Source organism: Rhodopseudomonas infernalis (genome assembly GCF_022271405.1).
GTDB lineage: Bacteria > Pseudomonadota > Alphaproteobacteria > Rhizobiales > Xanthobacteraceae > Rhodopseudomonas > Rhodopseudomonas infernalis.
Genome location: NZ_JAJNAL010000001.1, coordinates 295,223 through 322,012, shown reverse-complemented (window position 1 = coordinate 322,012; position 26,790 = coordinate 295,223). Strand labels below are relative to the sequence as shown.

The 26,790-nt window shown below is 64.8% G+C and carries 22 protein-coding genes; 13 read left to right on the top strand and 9 right to left on the bottom strand.

All coding sequences use genetic code 11. The annotated features are described in order from the left end of the window. The first annotated feature begins 38 nt into the window (after positions 1-38). Entirely contained in the window at positions 39-2,831 is a 2,793-nt protein-coding gene (gene ppc, locus LPW26_RS01430; RefSeq protein WP_238732446.1) for a phosphoenolpyruvate carboxylase, read from the top strand. 64 nt (positions 2,832-2,895) lie between these two features. Here ppc and LPW26_RS01425 read toward each other — a convergent pair whose 3' ends face one another. Continuing rightward, positions 2,896-4,362, bottom strand: coding sequence for a pentapeptide repeat-containing protein (locus LPW26_RS01425; protein ID WP_238732445.1), 1,467 nt, complete (start codon positions 4,360-4,362; stop codon positions 2,896-2,898). Between the two features lie 344 nt (positions 4,363-4,706). Here LPW26_RS01425 and LPW26_RS01420 point away from each other — a divergent pair, with 344 nt between their 5' ends. After that, positions 4,707-6,050 carry an OmpA family protein gene (locus LPW26_RS01420; protein WP_238732444.1) on the top strand — a complete coding sequence of 448 codons (1,344 nt, stop codon included), beginning with the start codon at positions 4,707-4,709 and terminating at the stop codon, positions 6,048-6,050. Between the two features lie 175 nt (positions 6,051-6,225). Here the strand turns inward: LPW26_RS01420 and LPW26_RS01415 are convergent, their stop codons facing one another. From LPW26_RS01415 to LPW26_RS01405, 3 genes are all read right to left on the bottom strand, one after another. Then, entirely contained in the window at positions 6,226-7,140 is a 915-nt protein-coding gene (locus LPW26_RS01415) for an SDR family NAD(P)-dependent oxidoreductase (RefSeq protein ID WP_011442468.1), read from the bottom strand. A gap of 337 nt (positions 7,141-7,477) precedes the next feature. Next, a complete protein-coding gene (locus LPW26_RS01410) occupies positions 7,478-8,617 on the bottom strand; it encodes a thiolase C-terminal domain-containing protein (RefSeq protein WP_238732443.1) in 1,140 nt (379 codons plus the stop codon). A 5-nt stretch (positions 8,618-8,622) separates the two neighbouring features. Continuing rightward, positions 8,623-9,030: a Zn-ribbon domain-containing OB-fold protein gene (locus tag LPW26_RS01405; RefSeq protein ID WP_238732513.1), complete on the bottom strand. Its 408-nt coding sequence runs from the start codon at positions 9,028-9,030 to the stop codon at positions 8,623-8,625. Positions 9,031-9,282: 252 nt separating this feature from the next. Here LPW26_RS01405 and LPW26_RS01400 point away from each other — a divergent pair, with 252 nt between their 5' ends. Continuing rightward, positions 9,283-10,632 (top strand): amidase, encoded by a 1,350-nt coding sequence (locus LPW26_RS01400; protein ID WP_238732442.1) that lies wholly within the window; start codon positions 9,283-9,285, stop codon positions 10,630-10,632. A 33-nt stretch (positions 10,633-10,665) separates the two neighbouring features. On the opposite strand, the gene LPW26_RS01395 is transcribed toward LPW26_RS01400, so the two are convergent. Both LPW26_RS01395 and pobA read right to left on the bottom strand, forming a co-directional pair. Then, positions 10,666-11,109 carry a PaaI family thioesterase gene (locus LPW26_RS01395; protein ID WP_238732441.1) on the bottom strand — a complete coding sequence of 148 codons (444 nt, stop codon included), beginning with the start codon at positions 11,107-11,109 and terminating at the stop codon, positions 10,666-10,668. Positions 11,110-11,423: 314 nt separating this feature from the next. Continuing rightward, entirely contained in the window at positions 11,424-12,593 is a 1,170-nt protein-coding gene (gene pobA, locus LPW26_RS01390) for a 4-hydroxybenzoate 3-monooxygenase (protein ID WP_238732440.1), read from the bottom strand. Positions 12,594-12,765: 172 nt separating this feature from the next. Between pobA and LPW26_RS01385 the strand changes: the two genes are divergently transcribed. The 9 genes from LPW26_RS01385 to LPW26_RS01345 all read left to right on the top strand — a co-directional run bounded on the left by LPW26_RS01385 (position 12,766) and on the right by LPW26_RS01345 (position 22,526). Continuing rightward, positions 12,766-13,791: a TRAP transporter substrate-binding protein gene (locus tag LPW26_RS01385; RefSeq protein WP_238732439.1), complete on the top strand. Its 1,026-nt coding sequence runs from the start codon at positions 12,766-12,768 to the stop codon at positions 13,789-13,791. Between the two features lie 260 nt (positions 13,792-14,051). After that, the gene (locus LPW26_RS01380; protein ID WP_054162337.1) at positions 14,052-14,546 is read left to right on the top strand and encodes a TRAP transporter small permease; all 495 of its coding nucleotides are present in this window, start codon (positions 14,052-14,054) and stop codon (positions 14,544-14,546) included. 6 nt (positions 14,547-14,552) lie between these two features. Further along, positions 14,553-15,857 carry a TRAP transporter large permease gene (locus LPW26_RS01375; RefSeq protein ID WP_238732438.1) on the top strand — a complete coding sequence of 435 codons (1,305 nt, stop codon included), beginning with the start codon at positions 14,553-14,555 and terminating at the stop codon, positions 15,855-15,857. 124 nt (positions 15,858-15,981) lie between these two features. Further along, on the top strand, positions 15,982-16,443 hold the full coding sequence (locus LPW26_RS01370) for a DUF3237 domain-containing protein (protein WP_238732437.1): 462 nt from the start codon (positions 15,982-15,984) through the stop codon (positions 16,441-16,443). Positions 16,444-16,916: 473 nt separating this feature from the next. Continuing rightward, complete coding sequence (locus LPW26_RS01365; RefSeq protein ID WP_406676783.1) at positions 16,917-17,726, top strand: crotonase/enoyl-CoA hydratase family protein; 810 nt, start codon at positions 16,917-16,919, stop codon at positions 17,724-17,726. Positions 17,727-17,739: 13 nt separating this feature from the next. Further along, positions 17,740-19,623 carry a feruloyl-CoA synthase gene (locus LPW26_RS01360; RefSeq protein ID WP_238732436.1) on the top strand — a complete coding sequence of 628 codons (1,884 nt, stop codon included), beginning with the start codon at positions 17,740-17,742 and terminating at the stop codon, positions 19,621-19,623. A gap of 161 nt (positions 19,624-19,784) precedes the next feature. After that, positions 19,785-20,225 carry an acyl-CoA thioesterase gene (locus LPW26_RS01355; protein WP_238732435.1) on the top strand — a complete coding sequence of 147 codons (441 nt, stop codon included), beginning with the start codon at positions 19,785-19,787 and terminating at the stop codon, positions 20,223-20,225. Between the two features lie 58 nt (positions 20,226-20,283). After that, entirely contained in the window at positions 20,284-21,441 is a 1,158-nt protein-coding gene (locus LPW26_RS01350) for an ABC transporter substrate-binding protein (protein ID WP_238732434.1), read from the top strand. A gap of 299 nt (positions 21,442-21,740) precedes the next feature. Next, positions 21,741-22,526: a GGDEF domain-containing protein gene (locus LPW26_RS01345; protein WP_238732433.1), complete on the top strand. Its 786-nt coding sequence runs from the start codon at positions 21,741-21,743 to the stop codon at positions 22,524-22,526. 15 nt (positions 22,527-22,541) lie between these two features. On the opposite strand, the gene LPW26_RS01340 is transcribed toward LPW26_RS01345, so the two are convergent. The 3 genes from LPW26_RS01340 to LPW26_RS01330 are packed head-to-tail and all read right to left on the bottom strand — an operon-like array spanning position 22,542 to position 26,070. After that, complete coding sequence (locus LPW26_RS01340; RefSeq protein WP_238732432.1) at positions 22,542-23,258, bottom strand: ABC transporter ATP-binding protein; 717 nt, start codon at positions 23,256-23,258, stop codon at positions 22,542-22,544. Next, entirely contained in the window at positions 23,255-25,024 is a 1,770-nt protein-coding gene (locus tag LPW26_RS01335) for a branched-chain amino acid ABC transporter ATP-binding protein/permease (protein ID WP_238732431.1), read from the bottom strand. The genes LPW26_RS01340 and LPW26_RS01335 overlap by 4 nt, the downstream gene beginning before the upstream one ends. 5 nt (positions 25,025-25,029) lie before the next feature. Then, the gene (locus LPW26_RS01330) at positions 25,030-26,070 is read right to left on the bottom strand and encodes a branched-chain amino acid ABC transporter permease (protein ID WP_238732430.1); all 1,041 of its coding nucleotides are present in this window, start codon (positions 26,068-26,070) and stop codon (positions 25,030-25,032) included. Between the two features lie 158 nt (positions 26,071-26,228). On the opposite strand from LPW26_RS01330, the gene LPW26_RS01325 reads away from it, so the two are divergent. Continuing rightward, entirely contained in the window at positions 26,229-26,741 is a 513-nt protein-coding gene (locus LPW26_RS01325) for a MarR family winged helix-turn-helix transcriptional regulator (RefSeq protein WP_238732429.1), read from the top strand. Positions 26,742-26,790 lie beyond the last annotated feature (49 nt).

The window sequence follows — 26,790 nt, the reverse complement described above, 5'->3', positions numbered from 1 at the left end:
AATCCGTCAGGATGGACATCGCCAGCCTGGAGTGCGCGATGTCCATCACTATGCCGACGGAGCCTGAAACGTTGCCGAACCGCGCCGACGACGGCGCGCTGACCGACGAGGAAATCCGGCTACGCAACGATATCCGGCTGCTCGGCCGGATTCTCGGCGACACCGTGCGCGACCAGGAGGGCGCCGCGGCGTTCGATCTGGTCGAACTGATCCGCCAGACCTCGATTCGCTTCCACCGCGACGAGGACAAGACCGCCCGGCGCGAGCTCGAAGCCATCCTCGATGGGATGTCGGCATCCGACACGGTCAAGATCGTCCGCGCCTTCAGCTATTTCTCCCACCTCGCCAACATCGCCGAGGACCAGAACAACATCCGTCAGATGCGCGCCGGCTCGACCGCCGGCTCCGCGCCGCGGGCCGGCATGCTGGCGAAGACGCTGCAGCATGCGCGCGAGGAGGGGATCGGCGCGCGCGAGCTGCGCGACTTCTTCAAGACCGCGCTGGTGAGCCCGGTGCTGACCGCGCACCCGACCGAGGTGCGGCGCAAGAGCACGATGGACCGCGAGATGGAGATCGCCGCGCTGCTCGATCAGCGCGACCGCGTCAAACTCACCGCCGACGAATGGGCGCAGAATGAGGAGCAGCTGCGCCGCGCCGTGCTGACGCTGTGGAAGACCAATCTGCTGCGACGGACCAAGCTCAACGTGCTCGACGAGGTCACCAACGGCCTGTCGTTCTACGACTACACGTTTCTGAGCGAAGTGCCGCGGCTGTACGGTGCGCTCGAGGACCAGCTCGCCGCCGAGGACGGCAGCAGCGAGGAGCTGGCGAGCTTTCTGCGGATGGGCAGCTGGATCGGCGGCGACCGCGACGGCAACCCGTTCGTGACCGCCGACGTGTTGCAGGGCACGTTGCAGCTGCACAGCGCGCGGGTGCTGCGCTATTATCTCGACGAGCTGCACGAACTCGGCTCCGAGCTGTCGCTGGCATCGCATCTGGCGCCGATCAGCGACGAGGTGCGCACCCTGGCGGAGCGTTCGCCGGACCACTCGCCGCATCGCCGCTACGAGCCGTATCGGCTTGCGGTGTCCGGCATCTATGCGCGGCTCGCGGCGACGGCGACACGGCTGAAGATCGACAGCGTGCGCGCGCCGGTCGGCGAGGCCGAGCCGTATGACAGCGTCCACGCCTTCAAGGCCGATCTCGACGCCATCCATGCGTCGCTGGTCAGCACCAATGCGGCGGTGATCGCGCGCGGCCGGCTGCGACGGCTGCGCCGGGCGATCGACTGTTTCGGCTTCCACCTCGCCAGCCTCGACATGCGGCAGAATTCCGCCGTGCACGAGCGCACCATGGCCGAGCTGATCGACGCGGCGCAGCCCGGCAAGTCCTACGCGGCGATGAGCGAGGACCAGCGCATCGCGCTGCTCACCGCCGAACTCCGCAGCGCCCGGCCGCTGACGTCGATGTTCGTCAAATACAGCGACGAGGCCGTCGGCGAACTCGCGGTGTTTCGCCAGGCTGCGGTGGCGCACGCCACTTACGGTGCGCGGTCGATCCCCCAATGCATCATCTCGATGACCAAGGGCGTTTCCGATCTGCTCGAGGCCGCGGTGCTGCTGAAGGAGGCGGGGCTGCTCGGGCCGACCGGCCGCAGCGCCATCAACATCGTGCCGCTGTTCGAGACCATCGAGGATCTGCAGGCCTGCGCCAAGATCATGGACCAGCTGCTCGGCATTCCGGAATATCGCCGGCTGGTCGACAGCCGCGGCGGCGTGCAGGAAGTGATGCTCGGCTACTCCGACAGCAACAAGGATGGCGGCTTCGTCACCTCCGGCTGGGAGCTGTACAAGGCCGAGATCGGCCTGATCGAGGTGTTCGAGCATCACGGCGTGCGGCTTCGGCTGTTCCACGGCCGTGGCGGCTCCGTTGGCCGTGGCGGCGGCCCGAGCTACGACGCCATCGTGGCGCAGCCGGGCGGCGCGGTGAACGGCCAGATCCGCATCACCGAGCAGGGCGAGATCATCACCAGCAAGTACTCGAATCGCGAAGTCGGCCGCAACAATCTGGAGATCCTCGCCGCCGCGACGCTGGAAGCGAGCCTGCTGCAGCCCAGGCGCGTCGCGCCGCACGCGGACTATCTCGAAGCGATGGAGCAGCTCTCGGCGCTGGCGTTCAAGGCGTATCGCGGCCTCGTCTACGAGACCGAGGGCTTCGTCGATTACTTCTGGGCCTCGACGGTGATCAACGAGATCGCCACGCTGAACATCGGCAGCCGCCCGGCGTCGCGCAAGAAGACCCGCGCGATCGAGGATCTGCGCGCGATCCCCTGGGTGTTCTCATGGGCGCAGTGCCGGCTGATGCTGCCGGGCTGGTACGGCTTCGGCAGCGCGGTCGAAGCCTGGATCGCCGAACATCCCGACAAGGGCGTCGCCTTCCTGCGCGCGATGTATCAGGAGTGGCCGTTCTTCCGCACGCTGCTGTCGAACATGGACATGGTGCTGTCGAAGAGCGCGCTCGGCATCGCCTCGCGCTACGCCGAGCTGGTCCCAGACGAAGCGCTGCGGGAAAACATCTTCGGCCGCATCCGCGCCGAATGGCACGCCTCGACCGACAGCCTGCTGGCCATCATGGGCCACGACCGCCTGCTGCAAGGCAACCCCCTGCTCGAACGCTCGATCCGCCACCGCTTCCCGTATCTCGACCCGCTCAACCACGTCCAGGTCCAGCTCCTTCGCGAGCACCGCACCCACGATCCCGACGAACAGGTGCTGCGCGGGATTCAGCTGACGATCAACGGGATCTCGGCGGGACTGCGGAATAGCGGGTGAGGGGGCGAAGCGAGACATGTAATTGCCGGGTTCTCTCGGGGCGTGGAACTAAGCATCAGTGTGCTCATCGTCCAAGAATGCTTGGAGCCAGTTTTCCCACGCGTTCTATGTTGGATGGAAATACAAAGATATAATTCAATAGCTTTTCACCACCTTCATAAGTCTTTTGTATCTGGACTGGCCAATTAATTCCCAAAGGCAGGCGACCCTCGGTGTCTACGTTTTCAAACGAAATTGTGAGGCTCAGTCGGCAGTCACGGAAGTCGCTGAAGCCAAAAGCGCCTCTTTTGATGTCAACATTCTGCAAAAGAGCGTTCCTGAAGGTAGCTGATCTAAAATTGGAATCCTCAATGATGGTATTAGTGATGGATGCGTGATCAAAGTTCGCGTACGATGCCGCAACATTAGTGAGGATTGCGCCACTGAGGTTTGCCGCAAAGAAGTCAGTGTTGTTGAGATTTGCAGAAGATAGGTCGGAATTCTGTAGGTCAATACCTGCCATATTTGCATGGAGTAGATTGACCCCGCGAAGGTCCGAATAAGTGAAAATTGCTCCAGCATGCATCAGAGGTTCGAATTTGACGCTCATTCGTGCAAGCGCAACTACCAGTTGCCCTCTTTCTGGGCTCAGGGGGCGTGGAATTGGCTTTGGTTCAATCGCTCCATGTGCGCCTAAGAAATCAAGATAAATGTAGGGAACTGAACTCGTAGATAGTACTGCTATGCGGCTCATAAGCTCTTTCGGCAAAATTCCATCTTGGCCCGCCGTTTTGGCGACTTCCTGCAAGATTGAGAACATTTCGGTAACAAAAGCGCCTCGCTTCTGTGAGTCTGCTACAGCAGTCTGTTGATCGATTTTCCCATTTTGCGTTTTCAATAGAGTTAGTTGTTCATCAATCTTTGTGTTTTGATCTTTCAGTAGATCGTTTTGGTCATGCAGCAAGGTGTTTTGGTTCAAGAGTAGTGTGGCACCAATTGTGCTGCCGAATGATATTAGTAATCCAAGTGCAGCTTGAGTTGCAAAGCGTCTAGTAACTGAAATTGAATACCATGTGGCGCCTTCCGCCACAGCGAGTCCAACGCTGTCGATGGCCTGTGCCGTATCGCCGTTGGTGATGGAATGAGTTGCCGAAGTCAGATTGCCGATCATTTCATTGAGGGTACCCCTAGTTCTCGCTAGAATGCGGGGCAATATCAAATGTAGGCCAACAACGGCGGCGGCTAGAGAAAGTCCCAGAGACAAAAAGGCTCCAACGGAAAATGCTAGTAAGGTACCCCCGGATAGTTCAAGTTTGTCAATCGACAGAAAGAGTGCTGGCCCTAGACAGCCGCCAATTGCCAAGCCCACGATCAGCGTTGGCAGGGTGGTGGTGTGCCTAGGATTGGAGGTTCTGCGTGTGGGGTGAGGCATCTGTATATCAAATCCGATTGCAAGCGCATGGCTCGCATTTTGCGTAGCTAAGCATCGACCAAGGAAGCTCTTCGATTGAATTATCAATAAGCTCTCTTTCATCAAAGCGTTGATTTTCATTTATTCAACTACTGCCAAGTCAATCGCGCGTTTTCTGTTTGTTCTATTGAGCTGCCGAATTCTGAGCTAACACCGGCCTCAAACAAGTTTTACGATATTAGATCCTTGCGCGGTTTTTGCGAAATCCCCACGCTGTGTGAATAGGTCTTGGTCCTGAACATGTTGGGCGTTGCAGCCATGCGCTCTGCTCGTTCCATCATCATTCGCAACTGCGCGCCTGAACTTAAGTCAGATGGTCGTCACCGTCTCCGTCGCGTTAGCCTGATCCTCGGGAAGTAACCGTCGCTGCGCGCGCCGCGAGTGAATCGCATCTGCGCGCGTCGCCGTCGTGGGGGACGTGGTCGATGATCTATCTGGTGATGCAATATTGGCCCTGGCTGATCGCCGCGGGCGTGGTCGGGATCGTGACGCCGCTGATCGCGAATGAGGCCGGCTGGGCGGCGGACCTCGAGAACTATTGGCTGGTGCGGGCCGGCATCGTGCTTGTCCTGCTGGTGTTGCTGGTCGTGATGCGGGTGGCGTCGGGCAGGCCTGAACTGATGCTTGAGGCGGCCGCGGGCCTCGTCGTGGCTTACATCCTCGGCGGCATCGTCGGCGGGCTCTCCGTGCAGCTTCTGCCGGTGCGATACGAGGGCTGGTGGGTCGGGCTGTTCGCCATCGGACTGATCTGGCTGGGGTTCGGCATCACCACGCTGCCGAAGGTCGAGCCGGATCTGCGTGAGCGTGTCGCCGAGGTGGTGAAGACGGCAGGCGCCGACCCGCTGAATTTCGACGTCGCCGGGCGCGACGTGCTGCTGCCGGACGATCTCGGTGATAAGCGGGCGGCGTTGAGTGAACAGATCCTGCAGGTCAAGGGCGTGCGGCTGGTGTCGGACGTCGAGGAGCTGAGCGGTCCGGCGCTGGCGGCCAAGACCGTCGCCAAGCTGCAGGCGGAAGCTACCGCGAAGGCCGAGGCTGAAGCCAAGGCAAAAGCCGAAGCCGAGGCGCGAGAGGCGGTCGAGCAGGCGGCCACCGCGGCTGCGGCCAAGGAAGCCACTGCCAAGGCGGCGAAGCACGCCAAGGCGAAGGCCGATGCTGAGGCGAAGGAAGCGGCCGCCAAGGAAGCTGCCGCCAAGGCTGCGGCCGAAGCGGCCGCCAAGGAAGTTGCGGCGAAGGAAGCCGCCGAGAAAGAGGCTGCCGCCAAGGAAGCTGCTGCCAAGGAAGCGGCCGCGAAGGCCGCGACCGCTGAAGAGGCCAAGCACGCCGCCGTCGCGCCGTCCACAGCGCCCGCCGCTGCGACAGCGACCCGCACCGCCAATGCCGACGACACGGCGTCGATCCCGTCGCTGGAAGCCTGCCAGAGCCGGCTGTCGGCGGTGACGGCGGCGCAGAAGATCAACTTCGAGCGCGGCAGCGCCGAGATCACGCAGGCGTCGCTGCCGGTGCTGAAGCAGCTTGCCGAAGTGATCGCGCATTGCCCGGCAGCGACCATCGAGGTCGCCGGCCACACCGACGCTGCCGGCAAGAAGTCCGCCAACGAGGCGCTGTCGAAGCGCCGCGCCGAAGCGGTCGTGGACAGCCTGACCAAGGCCGGCATCGGCTCGGCCAAACTCACCGCCGTCGGCTACGGCGCGTCCAAGCCGCTCGCCGCCAACGGCACCGCGGACGCGCGTGCGAAGAACCGGCGCATCGAGTTCGTGGTGAAGTAGTTCGGCATTGCATCAACCCCACGTCATGGCCGGGCTCGTCCCGGCCATCCACGCCTTGCCAAAACGCGATGCCGAAGACGTGGATGCCCGGGACGAGCCCGGGCATGACGGTGGAGAGACTTACGATCAGATCGGCGCCTCTCCCCGCAGGGGGGGAGAGGCGAGGTGGTGACTCTTAGATCGCGTCCCAGTTGAAGATGTCGGCGGAGCGGTCGAGCTTGTAGAACGAGCCCTTCAGTGCCGGCATGCCGTGCTCGGCCAGCGTCTCGCAGGTCCAGCCGCCGTCGCGGTGCACCGAGCGGATCGGGCGTGACTGGCCCATCAGGAAGATCTCGTTCATGCGCACGGCGAAGATCTGGCCGGTGACGTCCTTGGCGGCGTCGCCGAGCAGGAACACCGACAGCGGCGCGATCTTCTCCGGGCCCATCTGCTGCATCCGCGCGACGCGGGCCTTCTCGGCTTCGGTCTCGGTCGGGATGGTGCCGATCAGCCGCGACCAGGCGAACGGCGACACGCAGTTGGAGCGGACGTTGAAGCGCTGCATGTCGAGCGCGATCGACTTCGACAGGCCGACGATGCCGAGCTTGGCGGCCGCGTAGTTGGCCTGGCCGAAATTGCCGATCAGGCCCGAGGTCGAGGTGAAGTGCACGAACGAGCCGCTCTCCTGCTCGCGGAACAGCCGGGCGGCTGCGTGCGACACGTAGAACGAGCCCATCAGATGCACCTTGATGACCTGCTCGAACGCGTCGATGCTCATGCGGTGGAAGATCGCGTCGCGCAGGATGCCGGCGTTGTTCACTACGCCGTCGAGCTTGCCCCAGGTATCGACCGCCTGCTTGACGATCTTGCTGGCAGGCACGGCTTCCGCCACGCTCTCGAAGTTCGCGACCGCGATGCCGCCTTCCTTCTTGATCTCCTCGACGACCTGCTCGGCCGGCGAGGCGTCGGTGCCCGAACCGTCGGCGGCGACGCCGGGATCGTTGACGACGACCTTGGCGCCTTCACGCGCCGCCAGCAGCGCGATCTCGCGCCCAATGCCGCGCCCCGCGCCGGTGACGATGATGACTTTGCCGTCGAGTGCCTTGGCCATGTGTGTCTTCCTTTTTGTTTGTTGGTTGATGCGGTTGCTGTGACCTCTCCCCGCGTGCGGGGAGAGGTCGGCCCGGCGTCGCGTAGCGATGCTGGGCCGGGTGAGGGGGCGTATCCACGCGGTCGAGCCTCTCGGCCTTGCGGGGGCGCCCCCTCACCCCAACCCTCTCCCCGCGAGCGGGGAGAGGGAGTGCGCCTCGCGGCGCTGATGGTTTGTAGTTACTTCCTCCGGGCTCCATTCGTCATGCGCGGGCTTGACCCGCGCATCCATCTTCTTCGTGAGATGGATCGCCGGGTCGAGCCCGGCGATGACGTGGTTTGGTGCGGCTTGCGCTGAACTACTTCTCGTTCGTGAAGATGATCGTCCCCGACGCGGCGAACATGCCACCGACGCCGTGGCAGACCGAGATCTTCGCGTTCGGCACCTGCGCGGGCGCGATGCCGCGCATCTGCCTCACGCTCTCCTGCAGCGCGTACATGCCGTACATGCCGGAGTGCATGTAGCTGAGCCCGCCGCCATTGGTGTTGAGCGGCAGCTTGCCGCCGGGGCGGGTGTTGCCGTCGGCGATGAACTTGCCGGTCTCCTCATACGGCATGAAGCCGAGGTCGCCGAGGCCGAACAGCGGCAGATGCGCGAAGGCGTCGTAGATCATCAGATGATCGACGTCGCTGTGGCTGATACCAGCCTCGCGGAACGCGGTCGGGCCCGCCACCTTGAAGGCGCGCGAGGAGTTGAAGCTCTCCATCTGGCTGACCATCGGGGTCTCGACGCTCTCGCCGGTGCCGAGCACGTAGACCGGCTTGTTCGGAAAGTCCTTGGCGCGATCGGCCGAGGTCATGATCAGCGCGCCGCCGCCGTCGGTGACGAGGCAGCACTGCAACAGCCGGAACGGATAGGCGATCATTCGCGAGTTCAGCACGTCGGCGACGGTGATCGGGTCCTTCATCATCGCGCGCGGATTCTTCGCCGCCCATTCGCGCTGCACCACGGCCACCGAGGCGATCTGCTCGTGGGTGATGCCGTAGGTCTTCATGAAGCGCAGCACCGGAATCGGGAACTGGCTCGGCGGCCCGTAGATGCCGTAGGGCGCTTCGAACTGGCCCTGCAGGCTGTCGGCGGGGATCGAGCGCGGCAGCTTGCCGATCATCGACTTGCCGCTCTCGGCGTGGGTGATCAGCACGGTCTTGCACAGCCCGGCCTCGATCGCCGCGGCGGCGTGGCGGACATGCAGCATGAACGAGCAGCCGCCGACCGAGGTGCCGTCGACCCAGGTGGGCGTGATGCCGAGATAGTGGGCGATCTGCTGCGGCGTCTCGACCGCGGTGGCGATGCCGTCGATGTCCGACAGCTTCAGCCCGGCGTCGGCGATCGCGTTGAGCGCGGCGTCGGCGTGGAGCTGGATCTGCGACATGTCGGGAATGACGCCGAGCTTGGTGGTCTCGGCGGCACCGACGATAGCAACCTGATTGCGACGCATGCTGCTTACCCCTTCGCCGGACGGAATTGCGGAAGGGTGAGGTTGTCGTCGATCTTCTGGAAGGTGACTTCCAGCTTCATGTCGAGCTCGAGCGCCTCGGGCGTCTGCGGGCACTCCAGAATGTTGCTCATCATCCGCGGACCTTCTTCCAGTTCGACCACCGCGATCGCGTATGGCTCGGTGAAGCCGGCGGCCAGCGGGCGATGATTGATCACGTAGGAATACAGGGTGCCGTTGCCGGAGGCCTTGAACACGCTGACCTCGCGCGAGCCGCATTTCGGGCAGAACGGGCGGGCCGGGAAATACGCATGGGCGCAGGAATCGCAGCGCTGCAGCCGCAATTCGCCTTGCTTGGCGCCGTCCCAGTAAAATTGGGTTTCGGGAGTGATCTTGGGACGTGCGCGTTCAGCCATGTGTTGGTTTTCTCCCTGAGCTGGCTCGGTGGCCCATTGGTTGTTCGTCTTGATGCGATATCGACCGGCCACCGTCAACACGCGGCCGGCGCGGGGGGATGTGCAGGAAACGTATTCCGGGGCGCGAACAATCAGCATGGTGCGCATGGTCAAATGCCGGGCTCCGCGCTACAGGAGTCCCCGATTGTCCATTCGGCGATCGCGGCGTTCCGACCGGGCACGTCCGATCGCCCCTCCAGCGGAACGAACGCCATGACCGACCTTCCCACGCTTGCCGCGCTCGCGGCGGATCTCGACGCCGGGCGCACCACGGCGCGCAAGCTCGTCGAACAATGTCTGGCGCGGATCGCCGACGCGGCGGGCGAGGGCGCACGGACCTTCATTCATGTCGACCGCGACGCGGCGCTGAAGGCGGCCGACGCGATGGACGCGCTGCGCGCCATCAAGGCGGCGCCGTCGCCTTATGCGGGCATTCCGGTTTCGATCAAGGATCTGTTCGACATCAAGGGCCAGGTGAGCCGCGCCGGCTCGCGCGCGCTCGACGACAATCCGCCGGCCGAGGCCGATGCGCCCGCCGTGGCGCGGTTGCGGCGCGCCGGCTTCGTGGTGATCGGCCGCACCAACATGACCGAGTTCGCCTATTCGGGCATCGGCATCAACCCGCATTACGGCACGCCGAAATCGGCCTACGGCCGCGACGTCGGCCACGTCCCCGGCGGCTCGTCGTCGGGCGCGGCGGTGTCGGTGGTCGACGGCATGGCGCATGTCGGGCTCGGCACCGACACCGGCGGCTCGTGCCGGATCCCGGCGGCGTTCAACGGCATCGTCGGCTACAAGCCGTCGCAGAGCCGCGTGCCACGCGACGGCGCGGTGCCGCTGTCGTTCTCGCTGGATTCGATCGGGCCGCTGGCGCGCAGCGTCGCCTGCTGTGCGGTGGTCGATGCCGTGCTGGCCGACGAGCCGATCGTGCCGCTGGCGCCGCGGCCCGTGAAGGGCCTGCGCATCGCGGTGCCGACCACGGTGGCGCTCGACGAATTGGATGAAACCGTGCGTACCGCGTTCGAGCGCGCGCTGAAGACGCTGGCGAGCCACGGCGCGATCATCGAGAAGATCGAGGTGCCGGAATTCAACGACGTCGCGCCGCTCGGCGCCAAGGGCGGGCTCACTGCGGCGGAGAGCTACGCCTGGCATCGCTATCTGCTGGTCGCCAAGGGCGACGTCTATGATCCGCGCGTGCGCGAGCGCATCGCGCGCGGCGAAACGCAGAGCGCCGCCGAATACATCGACACGGTCGGTGCCCGCAAATCGCTGATCGCCCGCGCCATGGCGCGGCTCGCACCCTACGACGCGGTGGCGCTGCCGACCGCCGCGATCACCCCGCCGAAGATCGCCGAGCTCGCCGACGACAAGGCCTTCACCAAGGCCAATCTGCTGGCCCTGCGCAACTGCACGCTGATCAACATGATCGATGGCTGCGCGATCTCGCTGCCCTGCCACCAGAAGGGCGAGGCGCCGGTGGGGCTGATGCTGGCGGGCGTGAACGGCGCCGACCGCGAGCTGTTCGAGGTGGCGGCCGGCGTGGAAGCGGTGGTCTGCGGCTGAGGCGAGCCGCGCGCCACATCGTCATCAGCGTGGTCAGGCCTTCGCCTCGACCACGCTGAAGGTGCCGTTGGCGCGGGCGCAGCGGACGCCGTCGGCGGTGACGAAGCACTGCGTGACGCACAGCGTCCGGCCGACTTTGATCACCTCCGGTTCGATCTGCAGCCATTGGCCGATCCTCGCCGAGCCGATGAAATCGATCGCCAGCGACGCCGTCAGCAGCCGCGCGGCGCCGCCGAGCTTGAGGCCGCAGCTGTAGCCCATCGCGTTGTCGGCGAGCGCGGTGATCAGCCCGCCATGCGCGAGGCCGCGCGAATTGGTATGCGCCTCGCGAACCCGCAGGCCGAGTATCACTGCATCGGCCGTGGTCCGCGCATACAGCGGCTCCCACGGCGCGGTGAGGGGGCTGCTGCGCGTGTGCCGTGCAAAGCCGGCGGGAATGTCTTCAAAGACGATGTCGCTCGGATCGTTGTCGGTCATCGGAGGGCACTCGCGTCGTTGCGTCCCCCACCTATAGACCGCAGCGCAGCATCACTCGCAACGCCGACAAAGTTTGAAGCGCGATTTGAGAGAGTGTTTGAAACGGGCTGCGAGGACGCAAACCGACCAGCGCGACTGTCACGATGCCCCAGTCCCGTCATTCCGGGGCACGCGCGCAGCGCGTGAACCCGGAATCCATACTCTGCAGCGCGCGGGGGTTTGCACGGACGTGGTCCTCACGCCGAGAGCACAGGGGTTATGGATTCCGGGTTCGCGCTGCGCGCGCCCCGGAATGACGGCGTGGGGGAAGCGTCTTAGTACGGCAACCCGACGTAGTTCTCGGCAAGCGAGGTCGTCGCCGCTTGCGAGCTGATCAAATAGTCGAGCTCGGCGGTCTGGATGCGCTGGGAGAAGGCGTCGCTGTCGGGGAAGCGGTGGAGCATCGAGGTCATCCACCACGAGAACCGCTCGGCCTTCCACACCCGTCTCAGCGCTTTCTCAGAGTAAGCGTCGATGCCGGCGCTCGACTTCTCGCCGTAGAACTCGCGCAGCGCGCGCGACAGATAGTAGATGTCGCTGGCGGCGAGGTTGAGGCCCTTGGCGCCGGTCGGCGGCACGATGTGGGCGGCATCGCCGGCGAGGAACAGCCGGCCGAACCGCATCGGCTCGGCCACGAAGGAGCGCAGCGGCGCGATGCTCTTTTCGATCGACGCCCCGGTGACGAGTTTTTGCGCGGTCTCCGGATCGAGCCGGCTCTTCAGTTCGTTCCAGAACCGCTCGTCGCTCCACTCGGCGACGTCGTCGCTGAGCGGACACTGCACGTAATAACGGCTGCGATGCGCCGAGCGCATCGAGCACAGCGCAAAGCCGCGGTCGTGGTTGACGTAGATCAGCTCGTGCGACACCGGCGGCGTATCGGACAGGATGCCCAGCCAACCGAACGGATACACCCGCTCGTAGGTCTTGACCGCGCTCCCGGCGCTTTGCCGCGACACGCCATGGAAGCCGTCGCAGCCGGCGATGAAATCGCAGGTGAGCTCGTGCGTGGTGCCGTCCTTGGTCCAGCGCACCTTCGGGGTGTCGCCGTCGAAATCGTGCAGCGTGACATCGGCGGCGTCATAGATCGTCGTCAGTCCGGCCGTGCTGCGCGCCTCCATCAGGTCGCGCGTCACTTCGGTCTGGCCGTACACCGTGACGACTTTGCCGCCGGTGGCGCCCTTGAGGTCGATGCGATGGCGCTTGCCCGAGAAGGCGATCTCGAAGCCGTCATGCACCAGCGCTTTCTGATGCAGCCGCGCGGCGACGCCGGCCTCTTCGAGCAGGCCGACCATGCCCTGTTCCAGCACGCCGGCGCGGATTCGCGACAGCACGTAGTCGGGGTCCTTGCGCTCGAGGATCACCGCGTCGATGCCGTAGCTGTGCAGCAGCTGGCCGAGCAGCAGGCCCGAAGGCCCGGCACCGATGATGGCGACTTGTGTGCGCATGGGCTTTCCCCCGCAGGTTGGTTTGGGGTTTGGTTACGAGACGCCGCCGTCGCCGTCCAGTTGCGGTCCGCCATCTACCAGCTATTCCGAGCCGGTCACTTGCTTTGAAGGTTATATTCTATAACAATACAACCAAAGGCCGTTTGAAGCCATCCAACAGGGAGAGACCTCGATGAGGAGAATGATGCTCGCGCTGCTGCTTGCAGCCAGCGTGACGCCCGCCTGCGTGTCCGCCGCCTCGGCGCAGGACAAGACCGTCAACTGGAAAGTCTCGCTCTGGGTGCCGCCGGCGCATCCGCTGGTCCCCGCCACCAAGGAGTGGGCGGCCGACATCGAGAAGGCCTCGGGCGGCACCATCAAGATGGCCGTCTTCCCCTCCGAGCAGCTCGGCAAGGCTTTCGATCATTACGACATGGCGCGCGACGGCATCGCCGACGTCACCTACGTCAATCCCGGCTATCAGCCCGGCCGCTTCCCGATCGTCTCCGCCGGCCAATTGCCGTTCACCTTCAAGGACGGCAAGAAGGGCACGCAGGCGTTCAACGAGTGGTACCAGAAATACGCGCCGACCGAGATGAAGGACACCAAGCTGTGCTTCGCCTTCATCCACGATCCGGGCGCGCTGCACGGCAAGAAGAAGGTCGTGCTGCCGTCGGACATGAAGGGCCTCAAGGTCCGTCCGGCGCAATCGACCATCGGCGAGATGGTGAAGCTGTTCGGCGGCACCAACGTGCAGGCCTCGGCGCCGGAATCGCGTGACGCGCTGGAGCGCGGCGTGGCGGACGAGATCACCTTCCCCTGGGGGTCGATCTTCCTGTTCGGCATCGACAAGGTGGTCAAGTATCACATGGACGTGCCGCTGTACTCGACCGTGTTTACCTACAATATCGGCCTGAAGGCCTACAACGCGCTGTCGCCGACCCAGAAGAAGATCATTGACGATCATTGCACGCCGGAATGGGCCTCGAAGGTCACCGATCCGTGGGTCGACTTCGAAGCCAACGGCCGCACCAAGATGAAGGCGCTGCAAGGCCACGAGGTCTATCCGCTGACCGACGAGCAACTCGCCGAGTGGAAGAAGGCCACCCAGCCGCTGCGCGACTCCTGGGCCGAAGGCGTCAAGAAAGCCGGCGCCGACGCCGCTGCGATCGACGGCGAACTCAAGGCCGCGCTGAAGAAGTACGACGCGGGGCTGTAAGCCTATGAGGCTTTGTCATTCCGGGATGCGTCCCAGACGGCGTCAGCCGGCTGGGGCGCAGGCCCGGAATCCATATCCCCTGGCGGTGGTTATGGATTCCGGGCTCGCGCTGCGCGCGCCCCGGAATGACGAATCGTTTGTGGTGACGAAACGCAAAACACTCAGGCTCCAAACGTTCTGACCCCATGACCTCCGACCTCGACAAGCTGGCCGATCGGCTGCCCGGCGCGCTGGAGACGAAGCGTGTCGCCAAGAACCGGATGGACCGATTCATCGACGTGATCGAATGGATCGCGGCGTTCTTCGTCGGCATCGTGGCGCTGAACACCTTCCTGGCGGTGTTCATGCGAAAATTCTTCGCGGTGACGATCCCGGACTACTACAATTTCGGGCAGTTCATGCTCGGCGTGCTGATCTTCTGGGGCATCGCGGCGACCTCCTATCGCGGCTCGCACATCACCGTCGATCTGGTCTGGGCGGCGGCATCGCCGCGCTGGCAGCGCGTCATCGATATCTTCGCGACGCTGGTGCTGCTGTTCGTCGTCAGCGTGCAGACCTACACGCTGTTCGACAAGGTGGTGACGACGCGCGCCGATCACATCGTCACCATGGACCTGCAGGTACCGATCTGGCCGTTCTATCTGGTGTCGTGGATCGGCGACGTCTCCGCGGTGCTGTTGATCGCAATCCGAACTTTCCGGCTGATCTTCCATCCGGAGCAGATGCGCGAACAGCGCATGAAGCCGGTGGAGTAAGCCGCGATGTCCAACGAAATGGTTGCGCTGATCGGCTTCGTCAGCCTGTTCGTGCTGATGCTGCTGCGCGTGCCGGTCGGCATGGCGATGGGGCTCGTCGGCGCCACCGGCTTCGGCTATCTCACCGGCCTCGATCCGGCGCTGAAGCTGGTCGGCCAGACCACGATGCGGACCGTCACCGACTACTCGTTCGGCGTGATCCCGATGTTCCTGCTGATGGGCGCGTTCGTGTCCGCATCGGGGATCAGCCGCGAGCTGTTCCGCGCCGGCAACACCTTCGTCGGCCATTGGAAGGGCGGGCTCGGCATCGCCACGATCGGCGCCTGCGGCGGCTTCGCGGCGATCTCCGGCTCGTCCGTCGCGACTGCCGCGACGTTCTCGGCCGTGGCGTATCCGGAAATGCGGCGGTTCGGCTATCCGCAGTCGTTCTCGACCGGCGTGATCGCCGTCGGCGGCACGCTCGGCGCGATGCTGCCGCCGTCGACGGTGCTCGCCGTGTACGGCATCATCACCCAGCAGGACATCGGCAAATTGTTCATCGCCGGCATCGTGCCGGGCCTGCTCGCGATAGTCATGCATATGATCACGATCTGGATCATCGGCGTGGCCAAGCCCGGCTTCCTGCCCGCCGGCCCGAAGGCATCGTGGGCCGACCGCTTGGCGGCGTTTCGCGACGTGTGGTCGCCGCTTCTGCTGTTCGTGTTCGTCATCGGCGGCCTGTATGGCGGATTCTTCATTCCGACCGAGGCCGGTGCGGTCGGCGCCGTCGGCGCTTTCCTGATCGGCATCCTCCGCGGCAAGCTCAGCCGCGAGGGCATCCTGCAGTCGCTGCTGCAGGCGACGCGCACCGCTGCCGCCGTGTTCACCGTGCTGATCGGCGCGCTGTGCTTCGGTTATTTTCTCACCATCACTCAGACGCCGCAGCTGATCACCGAGTTTCTCACCGGCCTCGGCATCGGCCCGTACGGCGTGCTGGCGCTGATCCTGTTGATGTATCTGGTGCTCGGCTGCCTGATGGATGCGATGGCGATGGTGATCCTCACCGTGCCGATCGTGTTCCCGGTCATCATGGCGCTGGGCTTCGATCCGATCTGGTTCGGCATCATCATCGTGATGACAGTCGAACTCGGCCTGATCCATCCGCCGGTCGGCATGAACGTGTTCGTGATCAAGAGCGTGATCAAGGACGTCAGCATGTCGACGATCTTCAAAGGCGTGCTGCCGTTCGTTGCCACCGACCTGATCCGCCTCGGCATCCTGGTCGCTTTTCCGGTAATCGCCACCTGGCTGCCGATGCGGATGATCGGGTGATCAGCTAACAAAGCCCGTCATGCCCGGGCTCGTCCCGGGCATCCACGCCTTGCTGACTAAAACGCATAAAAGGCGTGGATGGCCGGGACAAGCCCGGCCATGACGGGGGACGGAGGATTTGACGATGACGCCCACGCTCGAAACCAAATACGTCTTCACCATCACGGCGCATATCGGCGAGGTGATCTCCGCCGGCGACACCGGCGCCGGTGTGCGGCGGGTGATTCCCGTGATCGGCGGCACCGTGAAGGGCGAGGGCATCAGCGGTCGCATCCTGCCGTCCGGCGCCGACTTTCAGATCATCCGGCCGAACGAGCTGATCGAGCTGGAGGCCAAATACGCGTTCGAGACCGACGACGGCGCGGTGGTCTATGTCGAAAATTTCGGAATCCGGTTCGGGCCGATCGAACTTCTGCAGAAGCTGAAACGCGGCGAGCCGGTCGATCCCAAGCTGATCTATTTCCGCACCCGCCCGCGGTTCGAGACCGGGCACCCGAATTATCAGTGGCTGACCCAGTATTTGTTCATCGGCTCCGCCGCCCGCCACAAAGATCGCGTCGTCGTCGACGTGCATCAGGTGCTGTAGGCTCAGCAAAGCCGCCGCCTTCACCTCTCCCCGCGAGCGGGGAGAGGTCGGCTTGCATCGCCAGATGCAAGCCGGGTGAGGGGGCGCTTCGCCGCTGCCGAGCCTCTGTGCTCGGGGCGCCCCTCACCCCAACCCTCTCCCCGCGAAGAGCGGGGCGAGGGAGCTCGCCGTGCTCGCGGGGAGGCAATCGTCTCGAGCATCGATCTCCGCGACGGCAGCCCAACCCTCTCCCCTCGTGGGAGAGGGTTGCTTGGCGCAGCGAAGCCGGGTGAGGTGGTGCCTCCGCGTGGCCCAGAGTCAGTGCGCGTGTCGCCCTCACCCCAGCCCTATCCCGCAAGCGGGAGAGGGAGCGCGCAGTCGTCTTGGCTACGTTTGTGCATCTCACGGCATTCGATTTCCCATCGCCGCGCTACGCCCATTGACTCCCGCCGCATTCGTTATAGTCTATAACTATTCTGCACAGGACGTAATAAGTGCTCACAGGAAACGCCTCTGCCGCGACGCTCGCGGACTCATCGACGCTGGTCGTCGAAACCGTCGGCTCCGTGCTGACGATCGGCCTCAATCGCCCGAAAAAGCGCAATGCGCTGAATGACGGGCTGATGGCTGCGCTGAAAGATTGCTTCACCGACATCCCGGACGACATTCGCGCGGTGGTAATCCACGGCATCGGCGATCACTTCTCCGCCGGCCTCGATCTGTCCGAACTGCGCGAGCGCGACGCCACCGAAGGGCTGGTGCATTCGCAGACCTGGCACCGGGTGTTCGACAGAGTTCAGTATTGCCGCGTGCCGGTGATCGCGGCACTGAAGGGCGCGGTGATCGGCGGCGGGCTCGAGCTCGCCTGCGCGGCGCATATCCGTGTCGCCGAGCCATCGGCCTATTACGCGCTGCCGGAAGGCAGCCGCGGCATCTTCGTCGGCGGCGGCGGCTCGGTCCGTCTGCCGCGGTTGATCGGCGTGGCGCGGATGGCCGACATGATGCTGACCGGCCGGGTGTATTCCGCGGCGGACGGCGTGGTGCACGGCTTCTCGCAATATCTCACCGACGACGGCGGCTCGGCCTACGACAAGGCGATCGAACTCGGCAATCGCGTTGCGCAGAACGCGCCGCTGACGAATTTCGCCGTGCTGCAGGCGCTGCCGATGATCGCCGAGGCCAATCCGCAGACCGGGCTGCTGATGGAATCGCTGATGGCCACCGTCGCGCAGAGCGACCAGGAAGCCAAGAACCGGATCCGCGCCTTCCTCGATCACAAGACCGCCAAGGTCAAACCCACCTGAGGTGGATATCATGATGAACGCGACTGCACGCGCCGATACGGCGGGGAGCGACGGCGGGCTTCATCCGCTGCGGGACATTTCGTTCGGCCGGATAGGCATCTCGACCGACCGCAAGCCGGACGGCACGATCTATGTGCGCTCGACCACGACGCTCGCGGACTATCCGGTGCGGATCACCGACCGCCTGCACCATTTCGCCGAGCAGACGCCCGACCGGGTGTTCATGGCGGAGCGCGACAAGACCGGCGGCTGGCGCACGATCAGTTACGCGCAGATGCTGAGCGCAGCGCAGCGCATCGCCTCGGCGCTGCTGGCGCGCGGGCTCTCGGCCGAGCGGCCGGTGATGATCCTGTCGGGCAATTCGATCGACCACGCCCAAATGATGTTCGGCGCGCTGTATGCGGGCGTCGCGATGTGCCCGGTGTCGCCGCCTTATTCGCTGGTGTCGAAGGATTTCGGCAAGCTGCGCTACATCGTCGGCCTGCTGACGCCTGGACTCATTTTTGCCGACGACGTCACGCCGTTCGCGCCGGCGATCCTCGCCACCGTGCCGGAAGACGTCGAGATCGCCGCGACGCGCGGTGAGGTGCCGGGCCGCAAGGTGACGGCGCTCGAGGACCTCTTGAACACGCCCGACCATCCGGACCTGGCGGCGAAGCACGACGCGATCGGTCACGACACCATCGCGAAGTTTCTGCTGACCTCCGGCTCGACCGGAAATCCGAAGGCGGTGATCAACACCCAGCGGATGATCTGCGCCAATCAGGTGATGATCCGCGAGGCGATGGCGTTCCTGAAGGACGAGCCGCCGGTGATCGTCGACTGGCTGCCGTGGAATCACACCTTCGGCGGCAACCACAATATCGGGCTGACGTTGTTCAACGGCGGCTCGATGTATATCGACGACGGCAAGCCGACGCCTGCCGGCATCGCGGCGACGATCCGCAATCTGCGTGAGATCGCCCCGACCGTGTACTTCAACGTCCCCAAGGGCTACGAATCGCTGTTGCCGGTGCTGCGCGAGGATGCACAGCTTCGGCAGCTGTTCTTCAGCCGGCTGCATGCGATGTTCTTCTCCGGCGCCAGCCTGGCGCGGCACGTCTGGGACGGACTCGACGAAGTCGCCGTGCAGGAGACCGGCGCGCGCGTGCCGATGCTCACCGGCCTCGGCGCTACCGAGACCGCGCCCTTCTTCATGTCGGTGACGCCGCAGACCAGCCGGTCCGGCCACGTCGGCCTGCCGGTGCCCGGCAACGAGGCCAAGCTGGTGCCGAATAACGGCAAGCTGGAAGTCCGCGCCAGAGGCCCGAACATCACGCCCGGCTATTGGCGTGCGCCGGAGCTGACCGCCAAGGCGTTCGACGAAGAGGGCTACTACAAGCTCAACGACGCGCTGAAGCCGGTCGATGCCAACGATCTCACCGCGGGCTTCGATTTCGACGGGCGTATTTCCGAGGATTTCAAGCTCGCATCTGGCACCTGGGTCAGCGTCGGTCCGCTGCGCGCCAAGTTCATCGCCGCCTGCGCGCCGCTGGTGCGCGATGTGGTGATCGCCGGGCTCGACCACGATACGGTGTCGGCCGTGGTGATCCTCGATGCGGACGGCTGCAGGCTGATCAACCCGGCGCTGGCGCTCGACGATCTCGCCGGAATGGCGAAGGACGGCGCTATTCGCGAGACGTTTCGCGAGAGCTTCCGCAAGCTGCTGACGCAGGCGACGGGCTCGTCAAACCGCATCACCCGCGCCACACTGCTCGGCGAGCCGCTGTCGATCGACGCCGGCGAAGTCACCGACAAGGGCTCGGTCAACCAGCGCGCGGTCCTCGAACATCGCGCCGCGCTGATCGCCGACCTTTACGCCGACCCGCCGCCGCCGCACGTGATCGCGGCGGATTGACGGATCGATGGATGCCTTAGCGTTCGTCATTCCGGGGCGCGCGAAGCGCGAGCCCGGAATCCATAACCACCGTCAGGAAATATGGATTCCGGGCCCGCGCCAAGAGGTGCGTCCCGGAATGACGAATTTTGATGTAACGAGTCTGGATTAGGCGCCGCCCAATGCTCACCAACCGCCGCGATGTGCAGATTCAATGGGGCGATTGCGACCCGGCGAATATTGTTTACTACCCGCGTTACTTCGCGATGTTCGACGATTCGACGTCGGCGCTGTTCGCCGCTGCCGGCTGCTCCAAGCAGGACCTGGTGCGGGTCTATGGGCTGGTCGGCATTCCGATGGTCGACACCCGCGCCAAGTTCTATATCCCGTCGACCTATGGCGACGTGATCACGATCGAGAGCCGGATCGAGAAGTTCAATCGCTCGAGCTTCGAGGTGACTCACAGGGTGCTGAAGGGCGACGCGCTGGCGATCGAGGCGTTCGAGACGCGGGTGCTTGTCGGCCGCGATCCGGGCAATCCCGACAAGCTGAAGTCGGTCGCGGTGCCAGCCGAGATCGTCGAGAAATTCATGAGGGCTGACTCGCCGCCCCGCATGACGTAAGAACACCACAGCACAACCAGGCCGAACGGCCGTCAGTATAACGAGGGAGGAGGAGCAGATGAGCAAATTCAAGCTGTCCGTTGCCACGATGGCGGTGGCGATCGCGCTGCCGGCGCTGTCCGGCGCCGCATTGGCCGAAACCAACGAGATCACGGTGGGCATCAGCGTCACCACGACCGGCCCGGCGGCCGCGCTCGGCATCCCGGAACGCAACGCGCTGGAATTCGTCCCGAAGGAGATCGGCGGACATCCGATCAAGGTGATCGTGCTCGACGACGGCGGAGACCCGACGGCGGCGACCACCAATGCGCGGCGTTTCGTCACGGAGTCGAAGGCCGACGTGATCATGGGCTCGTCGGTGACGCCGCCGACGGTGGCGATCTCCAACGTCGCCAACGAGGCCCAGGTGCCGCACATCGCACTCGCGCCGCTGCCGATCACGCCGGAGCGCGCCAAGTGGTCGGTGGTGATGCCGCAGCCGATCCCCGTCATGGGCAAGGTGCTCTACGAGCACATGAAGAAGCACAACATCAAGACCGTCGGCTACATAGGTTACTCCGACAGCTATGGCGATCTGTGGTTCAACGACCTCAAGAAGCAGGGCGAGGCGATGGGCCTCAAGGTCGTCGCCGAGGAACGCTTCGCGCGTCCCGACACGTCGGTTGCCGGCCAGGTGCTGAAGCTGGTCGCCGCCAATCCGGACGCGATCCTGGTCGGCGCCTCCGGCACCGCCGCGGCGCTGCCGCAGACCGCGCTGCGCGAGCGCGGCTACAACGGCCTGATCTACCAGACCCACGGCGCCGCCTCGATGGACTTCATCCGCATCGCCGGCAAGTCCGCCGAGGGCGTGCTGATGGCGTCGGGCCCGGTGATGGATCCGGAAGGCCAGGACGACAGCGCCCTGACCAAGAAGCCGGGCCTCGAGCTCAACACCGCCTATGAGGCCAAGTACGGCCCGAACAGCCGCAGCCAGTTCGCCGGCCATTCGTTCGACGCTTTCAAGGTGCTCGAGCGTGTGGTTCCGGTCGCGCTGAAGACCGCCAAGCCCGGCACGCAGGAGTTCCGCGAGGCGATCCGCAAGGCGCTGCTGAGCGAAAAGGACATCGCCGCCAGCCAGGGCGTCTACACGTTCACCGAGACCGACCGCTACGGCCTCGACGACCGCTCGCGCATCCTGCTGACGGTCAAGGGCGGCAAGTACGTCATGGTCAAGTAATCGCGGGCAACTGAGCCCCGCATCAAATATGAAAGCCGGCCTCGTTCGCGCGAGGCCGGTTTTCTTTTGGCCAGTACCGCGGCCCTGCGCCGCGCCGCCCCTCGGATCCGCTGCGGCGGAAACTGATCGGTGAATTGCGTTATCGATCCATTAAGTCTGATCTCGCGGATTGCTTAAATTTAACCTGTTTCGAGATCAGCGTCTGGTATCACTATGTGCATTCGAACAACTCTCCGACGAGAGGGAGGGGCGGCTCCTAGTGTTTGGAGAGGGGCCGTTACTCCGAACGATTGCAGAGCATGCCGCATTCAATCGTCACGCGTTACGATGTCATGCGCTACACCGCCGGCCGGGTAGCCATCGCCGGTGGCCTGACGGCTCTGGTGACGATGGGCTTCCTGATCACCGATCTTGGCACGAATGAAACTGCGCTGGTGCCGGTCGGCACCGTTGCACACGCATCGATGACGGTGGCGCTGACGGTGTCGATCTTGTTGTCGGGGGTGATGAGCTATCGTTCGGCAAAGCTGATGCAGCAACTGGCATTGACCCGCGCCGAACTGATCCGGGTGTCGCGCACCGATCCACTCACCGGGTTGCTCAACCGGCGCGGCTTCGACGAAGCTGCCAGCGCGTTGCTCGCGAAGGCGGCGACGGCCGGGCACCGCGTCGTCGCGGTGATGTGCGACATCGACCGTTTCAAGGCGATCAACGATCGCTACGGCCACGAAGTCGGCGACCGCGTTCTGGCGGAAGTCGGCGAAATCCTGCGGGATTTCGGCGCGCGTAACGACCTACTGATCGCTCGCCATGGCGGCGAGGAATTTGCCGGACTGATGATCGACGTCGGCGACGAGAAGGCGAGACGCTGTGTGCAGGCGTTGTGCCGGCTGTGTTCGACAAAGATCGGCGGCGGCGTCGTCGACGTGCCGGTGACGATGAGCTTCGGGCTCGCGACCCATGTTGCCGGCAGCGATCTGTCGGCGCTGATGCGGCGGGCCGATCAGGCGCTGTATCGCGCCAAGGAGCTCGGCCGCAACTGCGTCGTGCAGCTCGATGACGTCGAGGCGGCCATCGCCTGCTGAGGCGGCCGAGCCCGGTCAGGCGTGCGAGAAGCCGAGATAGCTCGCCACCACCTGCTCGTTCTCCGCGACCTCCGACGCCTTGCCGTCGAGCACGAACTCGCCGAGCTCCATCACGTAGGCCCGGTCGGCGATCGCCAGCGCCGCCTTGGCGTTCTGTTCGACGAGCAGCACCGAGACGCCGGCTTCGCGTAGTTCGCCGACGATGCGGAAGATATCGGCGACGATGATCGGAGCGAGGCCGAGGCTCGGCTCGTCGAGCATCAACAGCTTCGGCGCGCCCATCAGCGCGCGGCCCATCGCCAGCATCTGTTGCTCGCCGCCGGAGAGCGTGCCGGCGAGCTGCTTGCGCCGTTCCTTCAGCCGCGGAAACAGTCCGTAGACGCGCTCCTGGGATTGCGCCGCGACCGACTTGGCAATGCGGAAGGCGCCGAGTTCGAGATTGTCTTCCACCGTCATGGTAGCAAACAGCTCGCGATGCTCCGGCACCAGCGATAGCCCGGCGGCGACGCGGTCCTCGATGTCGAGGCGGTCGATGTCTACGCCCTCGAAGGTGACGCGGCCCTTCAGCGGGAAGATCCCCATCGTGGCGCTCAGCAGCGTCGTCTTGCCGGCACCGTTGGCGCCGACCACGGTGACGATCTCGCGCGGGCGTACCTCGAGATTGACCGAACGGACTGCCTCGACTTTGCCATAAGACACCGAGACGTCGGAAATCTGCAGCAGCGCGCTCATGACAGCGCTCCCAGATAGGCCTTGATGACTTCAGGATTGGTCTTGATCGTCGCGGGAGTCCCCTCTGCGATCCGCGTGCCGAAATCGAGCACGACGATGCGGTCAGCGAGATCCATCACGAAGCCCATGTCGTGTTCGACCAGCAGCACCGACATGCCGCCGTCGCGCAATTGCCGCAGCAGCGCGGCGAGGCGCTGCTTTTCCATATGGCGCAGGCCTGCGGCCGGCTCATCGAGCAGCAGCAGAACCGGATCGGCGCACAGCGCGCGCGCGATCTCGACGATGCGCTGCTGACCGAGCGACAGCGAGCCTGCGAGCTGATCGATTTCGGCGCTGAGGCCGACGCGCTCGATCTGTCGGGTCGCTTCGGCGAGCAGCTTGGCCTCTTCGGCGCGGTCGAACCGCAGCATGCTGCTGATCGCGCCGGCGCTGCCGCGCAGATGCGCGCCGATCGCGACGTTCTCCAGCACGGTCATATCGGGTACCAGCTTGACGTGCTGGAAGGTGCGGGCGATGCCGAGCTGCACGACGTCCTGCGGCGGCGCGTTGTCGATCGGCTTGCCGTGGAGTTCGATGCGTCCGCCGGTGGTGGTGAGAATGCCGGTGATCAGGTTGAAGGTGGTCGACTTGCCGGCGCCGTTGGGGCCGATCAGCGCGACGATCTCGCGGGCATGAACGTCGAACGACACGTCGTTGACCGCAACCACGCCGCCGAACTGTTTTCGCGCGCGCTCGACCTTGAGGAGAGTGCCGGTCTCGGCCAGCTTGCGCTCGCGCGGCGGCGGCGCGGCGCTCTGGTCGATCCGCGCGCGGCGTGTCTTGATCGGGACGAGGCTGCTCAGCCACGGCCAGACGCCGCCCGGCGCGAGCTGCAGCAGGATCACCAGCAGGATGCCGAACACGATGATTTCGAGCTGGCCCTGGCCGCCGAACAGCAGCGGCAGGTAGCTCTGCAGCACTTCCTTGAGGATGATCACGATCGCGGCGCCGAGCACGCCGCCCCAGACATAGCCGGCGCCGCCGACCACGGCAATGAACAGATACTCGATGCCGGCCTGCGGGCCGAACGGCGTCGGGTTCACACTGCGCTGGAAGTGCGCGTAGAGCCAGCCGGACAGGCCTGCCAGCACCGCCGCGTAGATGAAGACCAGCAGCTTCGCCCGCGCGGTGCGTACGCCGAAGGCTTCGGCGGCGATATGGCCACGGCGCAGCGCCCGGATGGCGCGGCCGGTGCGGCTGTCGAGCAGGTTCATGGTGAGGAGGGCGCTGATCAGCACCATCGCCCAGATCACGAAATAGATCGACTGCGGCGACCACATGTCGAGCGAGCCGATCGACAGCGGCGGCACCCGGGAGATGCCGTCGTTGCGGCCGAGGAAGTCGAGCTTGCTGAACAGATAGTACAGCGAGATGCCCCAGGCGATCGTGCCGAGCGGCAGATAATGGCCGCTGAGCCGCACCGTCATCAGCCCCAGGATGACGGCTGCGCCGCCGGCGACCAGCAGCGACAGCGGCAGCGTCAGCCACGGCGAGACGCCGTAGACCGTGGTCAGATAGGCGGTGGTGTAGGCGCCGAAGCCGCAGAACGCGGCCTGGCCGAACGAGGTCAGCCCGCCGACGCCGGTCAGCAACACCAGGCCCATCGCCACCAGCGCGGCGAGGCCGATATTGTCCAAGAGCACGATCCAGAACGGCGGCATGCCGGGGATCAGCGGCAGCGCCGCCATCACGACCCCGAATACGAGGATAGGAAGCCAACGCGGCATCGCGCTCAATCCTTCTCTTCTTCGACCGCGGGGGCGGCGAGCGAGCGCAGCACCAGCACCGGCAGGATCAGCGTGAAGACGATGACCTCCTTGTAGTTCGAGGCGTAGAACGAGGAAAACGCCTCGACGACGCCGACCACGATCGCCGCCACGGCGGTGAGCGGATAGCTGATCAGGCCGCCGATGATCGCGGCGACGAAGCCCTTGAGGCCGATCAGGAAGCCCGTGTCGTAATAGAGCGTGGTGATCGGCACGATCAGGATGCCCGAGATCGCGCCGATGACCGAGGCGAGCAGGAAGGCGAGCTGGCCGGACAGCGAGGTGCGGATCCCGACCAGCCGGGCGCCGAGCCTATTGACCGCGGTGGCGCGCAGCGCCTTGCCGGTGCGGGTGTAGCCGAAGAACAGCCACAGACCGATCATGACGACAATGGTGATGGCGTAGACGGCCAGGCTCTGGCCGGTGAAGCGCAGCGGCCCGACGGTCACTGCCGCGTCGGACAGCGGCGGACCGCGCAGGCCTTCGGCGCCGAAGAACACCAGGCCGAAGCCCTGCAGAGCGAGGTGCACGCCGACCGAGGCGATCAGCAGGACGAGGACCGACGTGTGCGCCAGCGGCTGGAAGGCGATGCGATACAGAAACAGCCCGATCGCGGCGACGATCAGCAGCGACAGCGCGATGTTCACGGCGACGCCGGGCTTCGTCGCGGGCAGCCAGATCGTCAGCGCCAGCACGATTGCGGGAAACACCAGATAAATCAGCACGGCGCGGAGCACTTTGCCGGCGTGCAGCGCCTTGCGGATGCCGAACAGTTCGAACGCGAAGGCGACGATGCCCATCACCATCGCCAGATAAGCAGTGCCGGGCGATCCGCCGGTCGACAGCGTCGCGTAGGTCAGTGCGCCAAAGGTGATGAATTCGCCCTGCGGAATCAGGATCACCCGCGTCACCGCAAAGACCAGCACGAGGGCCAGTCCGAGCAGCGCGTAGATCGCGCCATTGGTGATGCCGTCCTGCAGCAGAAAAAGCAGAATCGTGGTGTTCAAGCGGACGCTCCCCTCCCGCAGGGTGCGGCCCCGCCGCGACCCGCCGGCCGACAGTTGAATTCTGCGCGGCCAATTTGGTATGATGCATAACAATTATCGATTATAAGCTCAAGGCCCGCGCAAGGGCCAAACAATCAATCAGCACAAGATCCGAGGCAATGACCGCTTCCAAACCTGCCGCCGGCAAGTCGATCCCCGAGCGCAAACAGCCGCCTGGTGAAGTCGTCCACGAGTCCGGCGAACTGGCGATGGGCGAGCTTGCCGGGCTGCTCGGCTACGCGCTGAAGCGGGCACAGCTGCGCGTGTTCGAGGACTTCCTGCATTGCGTCGCGCCGGTTCAACTGACGCCGGCGCAGTTCTCGGTGCTGCTGCTGCTCGATGCCAATCCCGGCCGCAACCAGACCGAGATCGCCACTACGCTCGGCATCCTGCGGCCGAACTTCGTGGCGATGCTGGATGCGTTGGAAGGGCGCGGCCTGTGCGTGCGGACGCGATCGCGGAACGATCGCCGCTCGCACATTCTGATGCTGACCGACAAGGGCCGAGCCACGCTGGCGCGCGCCAAGAAGCTGGTCGAGTCCCAGCACGAAGCGCGGCTCGTCGAACTGATCGGCGACGACAACCGCACTGCGCTGCTGGCGATGCTGGCCAAGATTGCGCGCGAGTTTTGAGCGGGCGCCCGAGGCGATCAGGCTGATCGTCCCTACGTTCGACACCCGC